The organism is Gardnerella sp. DNF01189 (assembly GCF_049244195.1).
In the GTDB taxonomy this organism is placed as follows: domain Bacteria; phylum Actinomycetota; class Actinomycetes; order Actinomycetales; family Bifidobacteriaceae; genus Bifidobacterium; species Bifidobacterium swidsinskii.
Map to the genome: position 1 here is coordinate 1,088,603 of NZ_CP058385.1, position 19,159 is coordinate 1,107,761.

10 protein-coding genes, 1 tRNA gene and 1 pseudogene are annotated in these 19,159 nt (G+C 40.9%); 6 read left to right on the forward strand and 6 right to left on the reverse strand.

The window, feature by feature from the left end; translation table 11 throughout:
- The first annotated feature begins 70 nt into the window (after nucleotides 1-70).
- Nucleotides 71-1,864 (forward strand): S1C family serine protease, encoded by a 1,794-nt coding sequence (locus HXT41_RS04315; protein WP_004109433.1) that lies wholly within the window; start codon nucleotides 71-73, stop codon nucleotides 1,862-1,864.
- Nucleotides 1,865-1,999: 135 nt separating this feature from the next.
- Here the strand turns inward: HXT41_RS04315 and HXT41_RS04320 are convergent, their stop codons facing one another.
- Both HXT41_RS04320 and rlmB read right to left on the reverse strand, forming a co-directional pair.
- Nucleotides 2,000-3,805 (reverse strand): hypothetical protein, encoded by a 1,806-nt coding sequence (locus tag HXT41_RS04320; RefSeq protein ID WP_102704531.1) that lies wholly within the window; start codon nucleotides 3,803-3,805, stop codon nucleotides 2,000-2,002.
- A 130-nt stretch (nucleotides 3,806-3,935) separates the two neighbouring features.
- Nucleotides 3,936-4,931, reverse strand: coding sequence for a 23S rRNA (guanosine(2251)-2'-O)-methyltransferase RlmB (gene rlmB / locus HXT41_RS04325; protein ID WP_064621762.1), 996 nt, complete (start codon nucleotides 4,929-4,931; stop codon nucleotides 3,936-3,938).
- 226 nt (nucleotides 4,932-5,157) lie between these two features.
- On the opposite strand from rlmB, the gene HXT41_RS04330 reads away from it, so the two are divergent.
- The 3 genes from HXT41_RS04330 to trpB all read left to right on the forward strand — a co-directional run bounded on the left by HXT41_RS04330 (nucleotide 5,158) and on the right by trpB (nucleotide 10,786).
- Entirely contained in the window at nucleotides 5,158-8,148 is a 2,991-nt protein-coding gene (locus HXT41_RS04330) for a cation-translocating P-type ATPase (protein ID WP_004109440.1), read from the forward strand.
- 286 nt (nucleotides 8,149-8,434) lie between these two features.
- Complete coding sequence (gene dcd / locus HXT41_RS04335) at nucleotides 8,435-9,016, forward strand: dCTP deaminase (RefSeq protein WP_004109442.1); 582 nt, start codon at nucleotides 8,435-8,437, stop codon at nucleotides 9,014-9,016.
- A 576-nt stretch (nucleotides 9,017-9,592) separates the two neighbouring features.
- Nucleotides 9,593-10,786, forward strand: a complete 1,194-nt coding sequence (gene trpB, locus HXT41_RS04340; RefSeq protein ID WP_004109446.1) for a tryptophan synthase subunit beta — start codon at nucleotides 9,593-9,595, stop codon at nucleotides 10,784-10,786.
- Nucleotides 10,787-10,952: 166 nt separating this feature from the next.
- On the opposite strand, the gene HXT41_RS04345 is transcribed toward trpB, so the two are convergent.
- The 3 genes and pseudogenes from HXT41_RS04345 to ahpC form a co-directional block, all read right to left on the reverse strand.
- Complete coding sequence (locus HXT41_RS04345; protein ID WP_103013737.1) at nucleotides 10,953-11,855, reverse strand: LysR substrate-binding domain-containing protein; 903 nt, start codon at nucleotides 11,853-11,855, stop codon at nucleotides 10,953-10,955.
- A gap of 41 nt (nucleotides 11,856-11,896) precedes the next feature.
- A pseudogene (gene ahpF, locus HXT41_RS04350) lies at nucleotides 11,897-13,569 on the reverse strand (alkyl hydroperoxide reductase subunit F).
- Between the two features lie 127 nt (nucleotides 13,570-13,696).
- The gene (gene ahpC / locus HXT41_RS04355) at nucleotides 13,697-14,260 is read right to left on the reverse strand and encodes an alkyl hydroperoxide reductase subunit C (protein ID WP_004119771.1); all 564 of its coding nucleotides are present in this window, start codon (nucleotides 14,258-14,260) and stop codon (nucleotides 13,697-13,699) included.
- A 353-nt stretch (nucleotides 14,261-14,613) separates the two neighbouring features.
- Between ahpC and HXT41_RS04360 the strand changes: the two genes are divergently transcribed.
- Nucleotides 14,614-15,792 carry a lipase family protein gene (locus HXT41_RS04360; RefSeq protein ID WP_103013739.1) on the forward strand — a complete coding sequence of 393 codons (1,179 nt, stop codon included), beginning with the start codon at nucleotides 14,614-14,616 and terminating at the stop codon, nucleotides 15,790-15,792.
- 345 nt (nucleotides 15,793-16,137) lie between these two features.
- On the forward strand, nucleotides 16,138-18,894 hold the full coding sequence (locus tag HXT41_RS04365; RefSeq protein ID WP_103013740.1) for a Rib/alpha-like domain-containing protein: 2,757 nt from the start codon (nucleotides 16,138-16,140) through the stop codon (nucleotides 18,892-18,894).
- Between the two features lie 68 nt (nucleotides 18,895-18,962).
- On the opposite strand, the gene HXT41_RS04370 is transcribed toward HXT41_RS04365, so the two are convergent.
- A tRNA-Gly gene (locus HXT41_RS04370) sits at nucleotides 18,963-19,036 on the reverse strand.
- Nucleotides 19,037-19,159: the final 123 nt, after the last annotated feature.

A 19,159-nucleotide genomic window follows, 5' to 3' on the forward strand; every position in this document is an offset into this window, starting at 1 on the left:
ATACTATCTCTTACATAGATAATGGCATGGTTTATTATGGTGTGTTAAGAGTCTTTTGTAAGGAGGATGAATGGCTGACGATATGTATGGTGCAAATCAGCAGGAATCCAATGAAACTGCAAATAATGGATATTACGAGCAGCAGGAACAACCGACGCAACCAGCACAACCAACGCAAACAACGCAACCAGCACAAACATATAGCCCAGCTCCTGAATTCGGAGCTTACGGCCCAACAAATAACGAAAATGAAGTTGGTACAAACACTACACAGTATCCAGCTAACAATTACGCCGTAAACCAAAATAACGATGCGGATAATACAAATATCAACAATGCTCCTACGCAATACATTGGATCACAAAATTACTACGGAAATAATAATTTTAACGGCTTCGGAAATCCGTATAATTACGGCACAGACAATAATTCTTACCCAAATAATGAAGTTGGCAATCAAACACCAGCGCAACAGAATTTTAACAATAATGCAAGTAACGAAGAAAATGAAAATATAGCAAAAACAAGCATTATTAGCACAAATGCAGCAAATACAAACGACACAAACAAAAAAGGTAACAAAAGAAAAACAAAAAGCTCTTCGTCAACTGCTTTTGTTGCCATTTTATCCTCCGCAATTTCTGCAATAGTTTGCGTAGTTGTAGTTCTATTTGTAATCTCGCAAGGTCTTATTTCAATTCCACAAAGCGGCTCTTTCGCAAACATCGGCTCTCATTCTTCTGGCCCTGGGACCGCAGTAGTTAAAGGCGGACAATCTCCGGATTGGCAAGGAGTTGCAAAAAATGTTTCCGGAGCCGTTGTTTCTATACAAACTCGTTTAGAGAAAGGCATGGGGAAGGGTTCTGGAGCAATTATTGATTCAAAAGGTTATGTTGTAACAAACAATCACGTAATTGCTAATGCAAAAGAAATTCAAGTAACCCTTTCTAATGGTCAAATTTATTCAGCTACATTAGTCGGAGCAGATAAAACTACTGATTTGGCAGTACTTAAATTAGACAATTCACCAAATAATTTAAAGACAGTCCAATTTGCAGATTCTAATCTGCTTTCCGTTGGCGAACCGGTTATGGCAATCGGAAATCCGCTTGGATATGACGATACAGCTACCACAGGCATTGTTTCGGCTTTAAATCGTCCAGTATCAGTTATGGACGACCAAAGCCGCTCTGAAATTGTAACTAATGCAGTACAAATTGATGCAGCTATTAATCCAGGAAATTCAGGCGGCCCAACTTTTAACGCTGCCGGAAAGGTCATAGGTATTAATTCTTCTATTGCAGCGACATCAGCTCAAGGGGAGACTACAGGATCTATCGGCATCGGCTTTGCAATTCCAGCAAATCTGGTGAAACGAGTAGTTACAGAAATTATTAAGAATGGTTCTGTAAAGCACGTAGCACTAGGGATCATGATTAAAAGCACAGCAGTTGAGTCCGAAGGAATTACTCGCGGAGGAGCTCAAATTGTTTCTGTCAATCAAGGAAGCCCTGCTGAAAAAGCCGGACTCAAAGCCAATGACACTATTGTTGCCTTTGACGATAAGCCTGTATCCAATAATTACGCACTCCTCGGGTATGTGAGAGCAACAGCGTTCAATCAAAAAGCTACGCTCACAATAGTTCGTAACGGCAACACACTTAAGTTGCAAGTTACATTCAACCAAGAAGAAACTGCTGTTAATGGCACAAATAAGCAAGAAAAGAAATTAAAGAAAAACCAAAAGAAGCCTGGTAAAAAACGCGGAAGTAACTCGTACGATGGTGACGATGACGATTTACAACAACGTGGAGATGACGATGGTGACGATGGTGGAATATTTGATCCATTCGGTTTCTGGTAAATAAAACCGCATGTTCTACTATTAAAAAGTAAGACACTGTAATAAAAATGCCCCTAAATAAGTTAGTTAACTTACGCAGGGGCATTTTCATAATGTAATTAAATATATTTAAATATAATTATATAAATGCGCTAATTATTTTTTGCGCTCATATACAATAATTCTTCCTTCTGAGACTCCTGCTTTCCAAGATGATTTTGTTTTAGCAATAGTATGCTCAGTATAATGGTCGATATTGTAGTTTAAATACACAAAATAATACCAAGGCTTATCTGATTCTGTGACAAAGAATTTAGGTTCTTTCTTTGCTTTGCAAGCACCCATTTCATTTGATGCCTGTTCTTGAGATGGCTGCTCATTTGTAATAAACGAGCTATTCTTATAACTGCAATCAATAAGATTCTTCGAGAAATAAGGATTTGCTGTAATAAGCTGCCACGAATATTGATGAATATCTTCAAATTCAGGAACAATAACATTACCTTGTTTATCCGTTTTTTCATCTTGATGTAGCCAAGACGTTACGAATCGCATGTTTTCAGCATGATTTTGCTTAATAAATTGCGCAAGTGCGCGCGAACCTGAATAGTCGAATCGAATATCGTTAACGCAAGAATACCCGTTCCAAATCAAGCTTGGGGATAATAAAACAACAATAATAATGCCAGCAATAACTTTGCTTCCGGCAGATTTACTTGCAGATTTACTATTGCTATTTTCAGCTTTATTTGCAGCTTTGAACAACCTAAAAATAATCGCCGGAATATCTTTAGATTCCAGTGGCTTACGCGCAATACACATCCAAAGTTGAGATACGAAGAATGCAAAAACGATTCCTGCGTGATGCAAAGTGAAATATTGCGTGGCAATTGCCGCAAAAGTCAAGTAAGGAAGTATCAAAGAAACAAGCATGCCTCTTCGATAAGCGATTCTTACAGCGAAAGACCATATTAAAATCGAAATAATAACGCAAATAATCGCGGAAGGTACGCTTAGCATAAGTCTACGTAAAGAAACATCGCCAGCAAATTGAGTGAACATACTTTCTGATGGCATAACGAAAATAAATGACAAGAATTGTATAAGAGGAGAATTTCCGTCGAATGTTTCACGCGATGCGAAAGCGTTAGCAGCAGGCCAAATGCAAATAATGCTTGCAATTCCAACTAAAGCAAGGATTATCCAGCTTACTAATCTGTTAGTGTTAGAGACTATTTCAGCGAAAGCTTTTTTAATTCCTGCAGATTTTACAACTCTCCAAATCCACGCAAAAGCAAAACCTGCTGCTAAAGCAATGCCATAAGCACTGATTGCACATAAAAGTACAAGACTCAAAGCGAGTTTCCAAGTATCAGAAGGCTTAGAATCAGATCGTTTCCAATAATGTGCAACCATAAACAAAGCCGCGCAAAGAAGAGCATACGGGCGTGAAGTAACGCCATATTGGAAGCACAAAAAATACGTAAACGGAAGCAAAAACACAGCCAATTTACTAAAAGGCGCGCGGAAAATAAGCCAGCCACCCAAAAGCGCAGTGCATAGAAGTTGCACGCCTTTAAGACCAATTTCGTATGGAACTCCTGTTTTTGCAGGTATGGAAAGAAGCAAAGTCCAAAGCGGCGGATGGCCTTCATAATGTGGTCGAAGAGTTAACAAATCAGCAAACGAAGAATCGCGTGCAATAAGCCAACTTTGAGCTTCATCAAACCAAGGCTCGTGGAAGCACATAACTGCTACGACGACAGATAGGTATGCAATAAAAATAAGCGAACGAGCATTCTTTACGAACCATAATTTATTTGTTGTTTTTAAAGTTTTTGTCACATTTAAAGTTTTTTTTGTTTTTGACGTACTTGTGTTCGTATTTGTACCTGTATTTGTAACAGTATTTTCGTTCATAAGTGTTTTATTTTCTTCTATAGTATTTTCGCTAATATGCATATTTCTATTTAATTATTTCTTTCAAAATTGCGTAAGTACTAAACTTCAGCAAATCCAAAGCCCCAACCAAATAAAATCACGCTAACACCGTAACAATACAGTGCAAGCGTGATTTTAAAGTTTGAAAATTTCAGTTTTGATTCAATGCAGCCAAACGACGAGCGTTAGCAACAGCGTACAAACTGATGCCTGCTGCAACAGAAGCGTTAAGAGATTCAACCGCGCTAGAAATTGGGATTCCAGCAATAGCATCGCACGCTTCTCTCGTAAGGCGACTCATGCCCTTACCTTCAGAGCCGAGCACAACAACTAACGGATCAGTTTCAAAGCCAGTTTCTCCAACAAGCTTATCGCCGCCGCCATCAAGACCAATTGCATACCATCCGCGCTCTCGCAAACCTTGAATTGCCTTATTTAAATTAACAACTCTAGCAACTGGCAAATGAGCTGCAGCACCAGCAGAAACCTTCCAAGCAGCAGCAGTTACGGAAGCACTTCTGCGCTCAGGCAAAATCACACCATTAGCACCGAAAGCTGCTGCAGAACGAATAACAGCACCCAAATTTTGAGGATCCGTAACGCCATCCAAAGCAATAAACAATGGTCGAGCATTAATGCGAGCAGAATCTGAATCAGCAGCTTCCATTGCGCGCGCCTTCTTTTCCGCTCGTTCAACCAATTCTTGCAAAGAGTGATACTGGTAAGGCTGAACTTTCAAAATAATGCCCTGATGATTCGTACTATGCGCAATACGATCCATTTCAAGGCGATCCGCTTCAAGCAAACGCAAACCCTGCATGCCTGCTAACTTCACGATTTCGCGCGTGCGATCGTCATGCTCAATGCGATTAGCCACATACAATTGAGTGCTTGGAACTCCAACTCTTAACGCCTCTAAAGCAGCATTGCGACCAATTACCAACTCATCTGAATCGCTACCAAGCTTATCCACTCTGCGGCGCGCAGCCAAACGCGGATCTGCAAATGTGCGCTTAATAGCAGCTTTCTTAGCAAAATAAGCTTTGTGATACACGCGATCTTCAGCCTTCGGAGTAGGACCTTTTCCGCGCAAAGCATTGCGATGTTTTCCACCCGACCCCTTGGTCGGCCCTTTTTTCGTAGTCATACTCCTATTCTCACATGCCCCCAAGGCATTGTTTAATAGCTTTCTGAAGCTGGCAAAGTCTGCTGATTCTAAGCTCGGCGCGTTGTATGGCATAATAGAACGGTACTTAATTGTTGCAAACTATTGCAATATTCCACAACCGCGCAATAGTTACAATACGAAGCGCTAAAAATAGCGTTAGCATTGCGATTATTGACTACTCCGCGGCACTCCCAAGGGGGAAGATATGGTTGATCACGCTCTTGATCAATCCAATAAAACAGCTGACTCTTCAGCTAATAGCAAAGATCCATCATTGTGCGATGTTCAGCAAGTAGCTAAATCACTTAACGTAGATATTACATGCGGTTTAAGCTCTGAGGAAGCTGCAAAAAGACTTAATCAATTCGGCCCAAATGCACTTGCTGCTGCTCCTAAAATTCCAGCATGGAAACGGTTCCTTGATCAATTTAAAGATCCGCTCGTTTACTTGCTTATTGCAGCAACTATTATTTCTGCAATTGCGTGGTTTGTTGAGCGCGCACAACATAAAGGAAACAGCGGTGGAGAGATTCTGCCGTTTGATTCAATCGTAATTATCATTATTTTGATTGCAAACGCAGTGCTTGGCTACATTCAAGAGTCGCGAGCAGAAGAAGCAGTCGAAGCTTTAGCTAGAATGAGTGCTCCGCAAACTTCAGTTTTGCGCGATGGTAGCGTGGTGCGCATTAATACTGCAGAAGTTGTGCCAGGCGATATCTTAGTGCTTGGCGAAGGAGATGCCGTGTCTGCAGACGGTCGACTTATAGCAGCGGCTTCATTACGCGTAGCTGAGGCAAGTCTTACAGGCGAATCTGTTGCAGTAAGCAAACGTCCGAATACGCTTTCGTCTGCAAAAGCTTTAGGCGATCGCACAAATATGGTTTTCAACGGAACTGCTGTTACGCAAGGAACCGGTCGCGCTGTAGTCACCTCTACAGGTATGCGCACACAAGTTGGCAAAATCGCGGATATGCTTTCAAAATCAGATGACGAAGCAACACCTCTCGAGAAAGAAATGGTACACGTTTCTAAAGTTCTTGGAATTGCGGTGTGCATTATTGCAGCTGTTGTTCTTGCTTCCATGTGGCTGATTGAAGGCTTCCACAGTATTCAAGATATTATTGATTCTCTGCTGCTTTCTGTTTCCCTAGCTGTTGCTGCTGTTCCAGAAGGTTTAGCTGCGATTTTGACAGTAGTTCTTGCGCTTGGCGTGCAACGAATGGTGAAGCATCATGCTGTTGTAAAAAAGCTTTCATCCGTGGAAACACTTGGTTCTGCTTCTGTTATTTGCTCCGATAAAACAGGCACCTTAACTCGAAACGAGATGACTGTTGAACGCGTAGTAACACCTAGCGGCGAAGTTCAGCTTACAGGAAGCGGTTACAAGCCTGAAGGACGCATGATATTAATTGGTTCTGCGGACGCAGATTTAGCAGTACCGCAAAATCTTGCTACAGAAGTATTAGGCGCGTTAGGCTCCGGATGTTTGGCTAACGACGGCGATTTACATTATGACGAAACTACTAAAAGTTGGCAGCCAGTTGGAGACCCTACAGAAGTTTCGCTAGTAGTAGCAGCTCGTAAAACAAAAGCGGACAAACGTTACGCTCATTTGACTCGAGTTGCGGAAGTACCTTTTACTTCTGAACGCAAACGTATGTCTGTTGTTGTTAAAGATGGTTCGGATTCTGGAAATCTGATTGTTTGCGCTAAGGGCGCTCCGGACGTGTTGCTTTCTTATTGCACGCGTATTGCAGTAGCTGGTGCCGTGCGTCCGCTTACTGACGGCGATCGCGAAGATATTTTAGCAACTGTTGAACGTCTTTCTGGAGAAGCCTACCGCACGCTTGGAATGGCTTATAGGCCGCTTGGAGTCGATAGTCTTTCAAAAGTTGATGGCATGGTTTCTAACGCTGCAGGTCAAATCGCGGACGTTGCGGAACAAAGTGACGTACTAGAATCTGATTTGATTTGGAATGGTATGGTTGGAATTATTGATCCTCCGCGAATTGAAGTTCGAGATAGTGTAGCTCAAGCTCATCGCGCTGGAATCCGTACTGTTATGATTACAGGCGACCATCCTCTTACGGCTACGCGTATTGCTCGAGATCTTGGAATTATTGGAAAAGATGAGCATGCACTTACAGGCGACGAACTTGACGAATTGCTTTCACGCAACGACGATAATATTGCTTTTGATGAAGCTATCAGTAAAACTAGCGTGTACGCGCGAGTAGCCCCTGAGCACAAGTTAGCTATCGTTTCTTCGCTTCAACGTCAAGGAAACATTGTTGCTATGACTGGTGACGGCGTAAACGATGCTCCAGCCGTAAAGTCTGCCGATATTGGCGTTGCTATGGGCATTACTGGTACAGAAGTAACTAAAGAGTCTGCCAAGATGATTTTGGCTGACGATAACTTCTCTACAATTGTTGCAGCAGTGCGCGAAGGTCGCGGAATTTTCGACAATATTCGTAAATTCTTGCGATACTTGCTCAGTTCTAACGTTGGCGAAGTTTGTACTGTTTTCGGCGGCGTTGTTTTCGCTGGCGCACTGGGAATTACACAGCCAAACTCTGTTGGTGTAACTTTGCCTTTGCTTGCAACTCAGCTTTTGTGGATTAACTTGCTTACGGATGCAGCTCCTGCACTCGCGATGGGCGTTGATCCGCAAACTGACGACGTAATGGATCGAAAGCCCCGAAAGCTTACCGATAGCGTTATTGACCGACGAATGTGGGGAGATATTGTATTTATCGGCATAATCATGGCTGCTATTACGTTAATCGGTATGGATATGCATTTGGCAGGCGGATTCTTTACAGACCGTTCTGTTGGAATTATGGATCACGCTGCTCAGCTTACTCACGCTCGCACAATGGGCTTTACAATTCTTGTGTTTGCGCAAATGCTGAATGCGTTAGCATCTCGTTCAGACTCACAAAGCGTATTTGTAGGCTTATTTGCAAATCGTTGGCTTTGGGGTGCTATAGCAGTTTCTATTGTGCTTCAGTTGGCTGTAATTTACATACCGTTCTTGAATGAGCCATTTGGCACTGTTCCTTTGAGTGTAACGGAATGGTTCGAGTGCCTTGGTCTTTCAATGGTCGTGTTAATTGCTTCCGAATTGCGTAAATGCGTGCTTCGTTTCATTGCAAAACGTAAAGCAGCGAACGCCTTAACTATTGCCGCTTAATAAAATACATTATTAAGCTGTTTTGCAAATACGCGGTACAGTACGTAGTTTTTTACATAACCTACGTTTCTGTGCCGCGTTTTGTGTTTTTATTTTCTATAAAATTTTTTGCTGATTGCTCATGAATATTTATTTGTTTTCAGGAAATAGCTTGCAGAATACTCACAGACCGCGGCACGCGCTACAATTGTGCGTATTGTATTTTTCGCGCAAAATAGCAATAAATATTTCGTGCGAACAATGAAGTTACTGATGTATAAGCTTTATTGCAAGGAGATTTGACGTCATGCTGTTGTCTGATCACGACATTCTCAAAGCTCATGATGAGGGTCATATTGATTTGACCCCATGGACCCCGGAAATGGTACAGCCTGCGTCGATTGACGTGCGCCTCGACCGTTTTTTCCGCTTATTTAACAACCATGCTTACACGTATGTTGATCCTGCAGAAAATCAGGGTGAACTTACAGAACAGTTCGAGGTAGCTCCTGACGAGCCATGGATTCTTCATCCTGGAGAGTTCGCACTCGGCGCTACGTGGGAGTATGTAAAACTTGACGCTACTATTGCTGCACGTTTGGAAGGCAAAAGCTCGCTTGGTCGTCTTGGTATTTTGACACATTCCACAGCTGGCTTCATTGATCCAGGTTTTGAAGGTCATATTACTTTGGAGCTTTCAAACGTTAGCACTTTGCCAGTTAAACTTTGGCCTGGCATGAAGATTGGTCAAATGTGTTTCTTCCAGTTAAGCTCACCATGTGAAAACCCATACGGTTCAGCCGTTAACGGATCGCACTATCAAGGTCAGCGCGGTCCAACTCCGTCACGTTCGTATGAGCATTTCTATCGCGCTGATTTAAGCGAATAATATTTTTAGAAAAATGATTCCGTTTTTAGAAAAGTAATTCCTAAAATAGCAAGATTTAGAAGAAAAGTAGATAATTCTCAGGTAATTATCAGTTAGCGTTACTGTTCTGCTCAGAATAGTGTGATTATATAATATTGTCGACAAAAAGACAGGTGCAGAGCACCTAAAACTTATTCTTTTCTTCTCTCCTTTATTTCCCCGGCGCATAGACGCCGGGGTTAAATTTTTTCTGCACGAAACGCCGAATTAACACTAAAAGGTTGACATTGTCACAGCTAAGGCTAAACTTGTGCAACAAGATTGGAGGTTGATGAACATGAATACTCGTTTCTGGCGCAGCTGGCGTAGTTAAAAGCGAGTTCACATATCGGTGTGGGCTTGCTGATTTTAAACAATCAACGGGGCTATGCCGGATTCATCATCAACATTATTTGAGCTGAATGGCATATAAGCTGCCATCCAGCTTTTTTGTTATCTGAGCACACGCCCTTCAAATTTACAAAATAATCGACATAAAAAATAATAAAGAACAAACTTAATGCCGATTTCCTCGGCACGCACAAGAAGGGCAAAATTATGGTAAACGCAGTTGAACAAAACATGTATTACGGTGAATTTGGCGGACAGTACGTACCAGATATGATTCGTCCAGCACTCGACGCAGTAGCAGCAGCTTACTTACAATACAAAGACGATCCAGAGTTCCGCAATGAATTAGCTGGATTATTAAAAGATTACGACGGTCGCGAAACACCTTTATACTATGCTGAATCTTTCACAAAATATTTAGGCGGCGCAAAAGTATATTTAAAGCGCGAAGATTTAAACCATCTCGGCGCTCACAAAATGAATAATGTTCTCGGACAAATTTTACTCGCTCAACGCATGGGTAAAAAGCGCATTATCGCTGAAACCGGAGCCGGTCAGCATGGCGTTGCCACTGCTGCTGCAGCAGCACGATTCGGCATGGAATGCGAAATTTTTATGGGCGCACTTGATTGCGAACGCCAAAAACTTAACGTTTTTAGAATGACTTTGCTCGGTGCAAAAGTTCATGCTGTTCAAGAAGGCACAAAAACTTTAAAAGATGCTGTAACTGCAGCATTTATGGATTATGCACAGCACTTGGATGATACCTTCTACATCGTTGGCTCCGCAGTGGGACCTTACCCTTATCCACAAATGGTTCGCGATTTTCAAAGCGTTATTAGCAAAGAGTCGAGAAGGCAAATCCTAGAAAAGGAAGGCAGATTGCCGAATGCTGTAATTGCTTGCATTGGTGGCGGTTCTAATGCAATTGGTTCTTTTGCAGCATATATTGATGATCTGTCTGTACGATTGATTGGTGCTGAAGGCGCAGGTAAAGGCGCTGATACTCCTCAAAATGCTGCTACTATGACGAATGGAAAAGTTGGCATTACGGATGGCATGAAAACTTATGTTCTTATGGATGATGACGGTAACGAGCTTCCAGCCTACTCTATTTCTGCGGGATTGGATTACCCTGGAGTCGGCCCAGAACACTCATATTTAAAGGATTCTGGTCGCGCAGAATACTACGCAATCACTGATGATGAAGCAGTTCAAGCTTTTCGCGCACTTTCTAGAGTTGAAGGAATCATCCCAGCTTTGGAAAGCTCACATGCAATAGCACAAGCTATGAAGATGGTTCCAAAGATGAGTAAGGATGACATTGTTTTAGTAACAGTTTCCGGCCGTGGAGATAAGGATGTGAATCAAGTAGCACGCTATCTTGGAATTGAATTATAAATCATTAATTTAGCAACAAATAAAACACAGCAAATAAAACGAGGCAGATAATTCTCAAAATAAAGTGAGAATAAAAAGTAAGAGAAGAAGAACATGGCACTTCTGTAGCTAACATAGCATACAGAAGTGCCTATTTTTATTTTTATTTTTAAGCAGAATATCCCACTTATTTTTTATGCAAATCAGAGCATGCTGAACTAATTATTGTGCACAATCCTTCCATAATTTTGTCTACTGGAGAAGCTGCGCGCCAATTCAAATATAACGATCGATAAGGTTTAGGATTCTTAAACTCACGCAACATCAAACCAACTGGTTGCACAATTGGAGGTACAGTTGCAAGACGCGGCAATAATGTCACATCTTTGCTACCTACAACCATATATCGCAAAGTTTCTAACGACGTTGCCCTAAATTCTGATTGCTTCGCCCCCACTTTTTGGCATACATCGAGCATGCTTCTACGCATACAATGCCCATCTTCTAGTAAAAGCACTTTCTGAGTAGACAAATCTGAAAGTTCAATTGGTTTACTCTCGTGTCCTAGCAAAGAATTTGTAGAAGTCGCAAGAAGAAAATCTTCGTCAAAAACATGACACACTTTTATTGAAGGCGCATTCAAACTTTCGCTTAATATAGCTGCGTCGACTTGACCACTATCTAGCAAATCAATAAGTTTCGCTGATTTTTCTTCTATAAAACGAATAGTAAGTTTTGGTTTTAAACGCCTGAGTGCAGGCATAATTCTTGGAAGTAAGTATGGTCCTAACGTTGGGAACACACCCAAAACTACTGTAGATGACCATGGATCTTCTGAGCGTCTTGCAGCTTGTCGAATACGTGACATATCTGCCTGAATACGTTTAGCGTAATAAACCACTTCCCTCCCAGCAGGAGTTAAGATTTGTTTCCCGGGAGTGCGCTCAATAAGTTCTACGTCTAAAGTCTCTTCAAGTTTTTTAATTTGCGTTGAAAGAGTAGGCTGAGAGACGCGCATACGAACAGCCGCCTTGGTAAAGCTTCCTTCTTGTGCAAAAGCTATTAGATATTCTAACGCTCTAATATTCATAAGACGCCTCCCATTGTTTATTGCATAATAAATTTTATAAATTATTTATTTTGCGGGCTGCGGATAAGATAGTCAAATGCAGATAACGCAGCATTGGCTCCAGAACCATACGCTGTAACGATCTGCTTATACGGTTCGTCTGAACAATCTCCAGCAGCAAAAACACCCGGAGTATCAGTGCATCCAGCGCGATTCGTAATAATTTCTCCTCGATTATTGAGAGAAATATTATTTACAAGCCAACGAGTATTCGGAGCTAAACCAATTTGCACAAAAACCCCATCGGTTTCAACAATATGTTCTCTGTTTTCATCATCGTCTGCTTTATTGCGATCTATGTAACGTATTGCAGTAACTTTACTACCATTACCTTCAATACTACTTACGGCAGCACTCGTAATAACTTCAGCGTTAGGTAATTTATGCAAAGTATTAAGCAATACTTGATCAGCTTTAAGCACATCCATGAACTCAACCACCGTCACATGTTTTGCAACTCCTGCTAAATCAATAGCAGCTTCAACACCAGAATTTCCGCCGCCAACAACGACAACATTCTTATCTTTGAAAAGTGGGCCGTCGCAATGAGGGCAGAATGATACGCCTCTATTCCTATACTCATCTTCTCCAGGAACGCCCAACGTACGCCAAGTCGCGCCAGTTGCAATAATCACTGCACGCGCTTTCAAAGATCCGCCAGAACGCGCATGAATAGTATGTAACCCATATGGTTCCTTAGATAAATCGAGCGAGTCTGCCCAATCAGGAGTAAATACGTCAATATCGTATTGAGAAATATGCTTAGTTAAATCTGCTGCTAGTTGAGAACCAGTCGTATGCGTTTGGGAAATATGATTTTCAATACTTTCAGTTTCTACAACCTGTCCGCCACGATGATCCATAATCATAGCCGTACGCAAACCCTTACGAGCAGTGTAAATTGCGGCAGCAGAAGCAGCAGGACCGCCGCCAGCAATAACAATATCGTATGGATTTTGCGAATTCATTTTTCTGCGAGCGCAACATTTGCCGAAGAAACGCTATTACCATTATTGCCATCCTCATCCTGCTTAACAGATTTTTCTTGTGATGCAAGCACAGATACAAGTTCGTCAATTCCTGCCCGTCCGGAGGAAATAAGTTTGCCATTTTCAAAAACTGCTGGCACGCTCATTACACCGAGTTTATCTACTTCTTCACGGAAAGCGCTACCTTCAACTACAGTATGCTGAATTTTAGGGTTAATAACAGAAATGGTATTAAGCGATTGCACAACTTCTGGGCAATTCAGGCAAGTTACCGACATGTATGTTGTCACATTGTGTGAACCAAGCTTTAGTATTGCATCGCGTTGCTCATCACTAATTTTTGGCGCATAGCCACTTACTTGTAGAAGCGCTAATACTAAAGAACTGAATTCGTGCCCTAAAGGCAATCCCGCAAAACTAACCGATACAGTAGATTTTCCATTTACTGGATTATCTAGTTTTCTACGCAATTCAAAGCTTGGCTTACGCTTTACATTGCTAATTTCATTATTATTTACTTCAGAAATACTAATTTTGTCACTTTGCTGAGATACTTCTTCCAGTAAGGATTTAACTTTTTGAGATGTTTCAGAATTATCAACGTAAGAAACGATCTCTATTTTAGATACCATCTTTTTTAGTAATTCTGAAAGCTGAGCAGTTAATGACGCATTCAACAAAGACATAATTTACTTCCTTCGGTAATTTTAGTCACAAGTAAAAATAAGCGAATGCGTAGGAAACTATGAACGTAGCTCCCTACGCATTGAGAATATTCTTTAAAAAAGATTCTTTAATATTTAATTGCAAAAATCAGATTTTGCCGACTAAATCGATAGAAGGTTCCAAGGTTTCTTCGCCCTGCTCCCATTTTGCTGGGCAAACTTCGCCTGGATGCGCTGCAATATACTGTGCTGCTTTAACTTTACGAAGGAGCTCGTCGGCGTTACGACCAATTCCGTCTGCGGTCATCTCAAAGAACTGAATCATACCTTGCGGATCCACGAGGAACGTAGCGCGATGAGCTAAACCGGATTCTTGATTCCAAGCATCAAAGTTACGCGAAAGAGCTCCGGAAGGATCACCCAACATAGTGTACTTTACTTTTGCAATTGCTTCAGAATCGTCATGCCATGCTTTGTGTACAAAATGCGTATCCGTAGAGACTGAGTAAACTTCAACGCCTAACTTTTGCAATTCCTCATAGTGGTTTGCAAGATCTTCCAATTCAGTTGGGCATACGAATGAAAAATCAGCTGGATAGAAGAAGAAAATTGCCCATTTGCCAAGAACATCAGTATCACTTACTTCAACAAATTCGCCATTCTTATAACCATTTACTTTGAATGGAAGAATATGTGTGTTCATTAAACTCATATCATTCTCCTAAATAGGTCATTTGCGCCTTCGTTGCGCTTTTATTTTCATTATTAAGAATAGATTATGGCTATTGATAATTCTAGTTATATAGATGTTTTCTATGACTCTTATACACATCGTCAATGATTTTAGTAAACAAAAAAGGAGCAACAACATTTATTTAGAAGTATGGACTTTTGTTTATGTAGACTATACAATTGATGAACTGTGTAGAATAGCAATTGTGGCGGCAAAATAAATTTCGATTAATTTATATAACGCACGTAGTTAACAAAGAGGTGCTACAAATCGTAAACAGTCGTCCTATACATTTGTTGACTACAAAACTAAACAAAATATGGGAGGATACTATGAAACGCAATGCAGTAACAGGGTTTTTAACTAGCCTATGCATGCTCTTGAGCCTATCTGCTTTCGCAATGCCAGCAATGGCAACAACCGCAGATAATTATGCAAAAACTCCACTTACTGCTGAAACAGCTAAACAAATCGCAAATGGAACTATAGGCTTAGATTTACCTGGGGCTTTGGATATGTCTTTATATCACAAGAAGCCTCTTGATCCACAAGCTGATTTAGATGGTGACGGCTTAACTAATAGTCAGGAAATTTACACTTACACTAAAGACGGTAAGACTTATTATGGGTACAATTCTCACCCTATGATGAACGATACCGATGGCGATGGTATTCCAGATAATCAAGACAGCAATCCTCGCAGGTGGGATATTAGTCCTCGCGATATGGCTTTATTCTCTGAACTTTCTTATCGAGATGATAATTACATAAATAAGGTACTCGATTACACTAAACCGCTTCACGACATTTACAAAAATCGCAGTGAGTACCGCCTTATGCACAACGAGCTTGCACCATTCTGGAAAGTTAAGGAAACCTACCACAAAAGGAGAGGATTTGATGCTGTTTTGTTTGAAAATGTAAGTCCATACCCATTCTTAGAACAAGGCACTGTTCAAGTACTAGCAATTCGTGGAACTTCCCAATTTAATGATTACGATGATGATTTTGCAATAGCTGTAGGTCATAACCCAGATCAAGCTAAAGATGTTGAGCAGTTGATTGAGCGTTATGGTCGCGAAAATACTGTTAGCAATTTGTATATTACCGGACATTCCCTCGGAGGATATCTTGCACAGCGTGCTTTAATTCGTGCTAAAGGCAAAGGCTACAACTGGATTAAGAAAATTTACACATTCAATTCACCACAAATTTGGGGAAATATTTTCAACCGTTGGTTGCGTGCCGTCGCCAATACTGGCGATAAGCTCACTCGAGAAGGTTACGCTGTTCATTACAAAGTAGACAACGACAAGGTTATTCGTTCTGTTGGCAATTTTGCTGGAGCTATAAGCGTCAGCAATTCTGCGCAAGGACATAGCTCTCGAAGCTATCTTGAGGCCCGTATGAACAATTTCCCAGGTTTCACCGTAGGTACTAGAGGAGATATTTCTGGCACTGGACGTTGGATGGAAGAACTTAACAACTTCTACGATGTTCGCACGTTCTAATTACTGCTAATTAATGATTATTAATTAGCACCAGCAATAGATAGCTATCTCGTGTAATTTATTAACAATAAGCTAAGTGCTGATTTACCGATGATTCATTAATATCACAAGTAGCTCAGTGCTTTTCCTATATCAATTAATCTAATGAAATTCTTTCCTATTACACCGCATCAGCTTAAGTATTAACTTTTGGTACTTATTAAAATTATCTGATTCAACTAGATACAATTTTATAAAGTTGTTAAATCTGATAAAACCAACACGTTGAGCTAAATCTGTTGTGCTGCTCGCAAAAATATTTTCAAAATAAAGTAGAAGTCTGTACAAAAAGTAAGGAATAGCAGTATGAGAAAAGTAAGTACCGTTCACACAATTAGTGGAATTGTATTAACTTTTGGTTTGATCATTTCATCGCTGGTTTACATACCTTCGCTAGCAACAACCGCAGCGGCAGAAGAAACATCACCAGTGCACGTACCTCTTACCGCACAAACCGCTCACGACATTTCTACTGGTCGAATTCGTTTGGAAAATAATCAGATTGATTCTTTGCTTTACCATAAAGCCGCGCTAGATCCAGATCAAGATAGCGACGGCGACGGTCTGAAGAACAGCGAAGAGCTTTACACTTACGTAAAAAACGGACGCACATATTACGGATATAATTCGCATCCACTTATTAAGGACACCGACGGCGACGGATTAGATGACAAAAACGATAGCAATCCTCGCAGGTGGGATATTAGCCCTCGCGATATGGCGCTTTTTATGGAGCTTGTGTATAGGGAAGACAGCTACGTCAAAGAAGTACTTGACTACTCAAAACCGCTCAGGATTATTTATGAAAATCGCAATGAGTACCGCCTTATGCACAACGAGCTTGCACCATTCTGGAAAGTTAAGGAAACCTACCACTTCGGGAGTGGGTTTGACGCTATCCTTTTTGAAAATGTGAATCCTGCGTACCCATTTATTAAGCAAAACGGCGTGCAAGTATTAGCAATTCGCGGCACTAAAGGCGCAACAGATGTATGGAATGATGTCTTGCTTGGAACTGGCTCAAACCCAGGCCAAGCTGCTGATATAGATAAATTAATTGATGAATATAAACAAAAGAACACTGTAAGCAATTTATATGTTACAGGTCACTCTTTAGGTGGGTACTTAGCACAAAGAGCCTTAATTCGAGCTAAAAGTAGTGGCGCAACTTTTAATATTAAAGCTTATACTTTTAACGCTCCGAGAATCAAAGGTAATATATTCAACAGATGGCTTTGGGAAACATCTGATTTTGGCGATAAACTAACTAAAGAAGGTTATGCCGTTCATTATAAAGTTGATAACGATACAGTAATAGGCGGAATAGGAAATTTCGAAGGTGCAATAAGCGTAGGAAGTTCTGGAGCCGGTCATGGATCCAGAAGCTACTTTGAGCCTAGAATGAATGCTTTCCAAGGATTCACAGTTGGCGAACGCAATAAAATTGAGGGAACCGGTCGCAAAATTGATGCACTCGACGGATTAGTTAACGAACCAGTTATTAAAACTGACGAACAAGCTTTCGAACCTAAAATTACGAATATTGACATTATGGAAAATGATCCATTGCCAAAAGGCACAACAATAAAGCATCTTCTTAATCCTAACGATATACCGCAAGGCTCTACCATTACAGACATTACAGAATACGACAAAATTGACACTTCTCAATGCGGCAACTACGAAGGGAAAATACTACTCGTACTATCTGGTAGAATATTAAAAACTATTATAGTTCCAATAACCATTCATAAACGATTGGCTAATATCGAGGAACTTCCAAATGTTACTGCTGAACCTGGCAAGAAAATAGAAGTCAAAAAAGACAATAAAATCCCCGATAATTTCGACTTCAAACCATACTTAAAAAACTTACCAGAAAACAGCACAGTACAAGTTGTAAAACAACCAAACACAACAAACACTGGAGAAACAACATTTATCATAGAAATAACCTTTGCAAACAAAGCAAAACAGAAAGTAACTCTTAAAGCTCACGTTGTAGAAATCATTCCAGCAACACCACTAAACCCAGCTAAAAAGAGTATTACGTGGGCCGAGTTAATTCCTGCAAAGAAATCAACACCATGGATCGAGCTAACACCAGCGACACCAGCTCCAACACCAACTCCCGTACCTCCGACACCTGTTCCACCGACACCGGAACCAACGCCTTCGCCTACGCCGACACCGACGCCTGATCAACAACCTGCAGTGCCTCTGCAGCCGAAACCAAACCCGGTGAATCCAACACCCGTTCCGCCAAAACCTGCGCCTAAACCAGAGCCACAACCTGTTCCACCAACACCAGAATCTCATTCTGGCAACAGTGAGCACTCTAGCAATGGCGAATCTGATAAGTCTGCAAATAGCACAACCCCACAGACTAATAAGTTCGATCAAGACCATAAGGAAATTCCAAGCATGGGATTTCCCGGACCAACGCATCCTTCCAAAACTCTACAAACTCCTGCAGTTAGTAACGATTCTATGCGCGAAAACCACATAGAGCTTAACGCAAACTCAGAATCACACACATTACAGCAACAGATTCCATCAGCACCAAAGAGTATTGCAGATTTACTTCCAGCGTTGTGCAACACTCTCACCGTCGGGAATAATAACATTGCTTATGCGGGAAAAAACAACCATATCACTGTTACAGTAAATGCAACATCAGAATTCATGCGCAGATTACAACTAGAAAAAGCAGTAAAAGCTTATGCCTACATATATTCCAACCCTAAACTTCTTTATAGCGCAAATGGAATGAAATATGTAACAGTTCACATTAATGAATATGGCAGAATTGTATTCGACGTAGTTATCCCAGAAGAATATAAAGGCAATCATACGATTGTCCTTATTGACGAAAACGGTAAACAAGTTGCGTGGACGAATACTTTAGTAAAGAAAGACCCTCATTTACACAAACAATCCACAATAGCCAATAATGCACTCCCTCGTACTGGAATACAAATAATTCCAATTGTATTTAGCGTTGCATTAATGCTGTTTGCTAGCACAATTGTGACAATTGCAAGAAAAAGAAAGTTTAACTAACGCGTAAGTTGTAGTTTTTATACATCCAATGTACAAAAACTACAACTTATACAATTTTACAATCTGAATGGAGCGGATGACGGGAGTCGAACCCGCCTCTGAAGCTTGGGAAGCTTCCATTCTACCGATGAACTACATCCGCATGCTGTAACTAAAAGCAAACTAGTTTCAACAACCATCTAAGGGTATCATGCACAGCTTACCGCTTCAATATTTAGGAATCAGTTTATGAACTCAATAAACAAGACAAGCAAGTTCAACAAAC

Excerpts from the sequence above, each read along its gene's own strand:
- dcd (WP_004109442.1), top strand. The coding sequence starts at position 8,435 with ATGCTGTTGTCTGATCACGACATTCTCAAAGCTCATGATGAGGGTCAT.
- rlmB (WP_064621762.1), bottom strand. The coding sequence starts at position 4,931 with ATGACTACGAAAAAAGGGCCGACCAAGGGGTCGGGTGGAAAACATCGC.
- ahpC (WP_004119771.1), bottom strand. The coding sequence starts at position 14,260 with ATGAGTTTAATGAACACACATATTCTTCCATTCAAAGTAAATGGTTAT.
- HXT41_RS04365 (WP_103013740.1), top strand. The coding sequence starts at position 16,138 with ATGAGAAAAGTAAGTACCGTTCACACAATTAGTGGAATTGTATTAACT.
- trpB (WP_004109446.1), top strand. The coding sequence starts at position 9,593 with ATGGTAAACGCAGTTGAACAAAACATGTATTACGGTGAATTTGGCGGA.
- HXT41_RS04345 (WP_103013737.1), bottom strand. The coding sequence starts at position 11,855 with ATGAATATTAGAGCGTTAGAATATCTAATAGCTTTTGCACAAGAAGGA.
- HXT41_RS04360 (WP_103013739.1), top strand. The coding sequence starts at position 14,614 with ATGAAACGCAATGCAGTAACAGGGTTTTTAACTAGCCTATGCATGCTC.
- HXT41_RS04320 (WP_102704531.1), bottom strand. The coding sequence starts at position 3,805 with ATGCATATTAGCGAAAATACTATAGAAGAAAATAAAACACTTATGAAC.
- HXT41_RS04315 (WP_004109433.1), top strand. The coding sequence starts at position 71 with ATGGCTGACGATATGTATGGTGCAAATCAGCAGGAATCCAATGAAACT.
- HXT41_RS04330 (WP_004109440.1), top strand. The coding sequence starts at position 5,158 with ATGGTTGATCACGCTCTTGATCAATCCAATAAAACAGCTGACTCTTCA.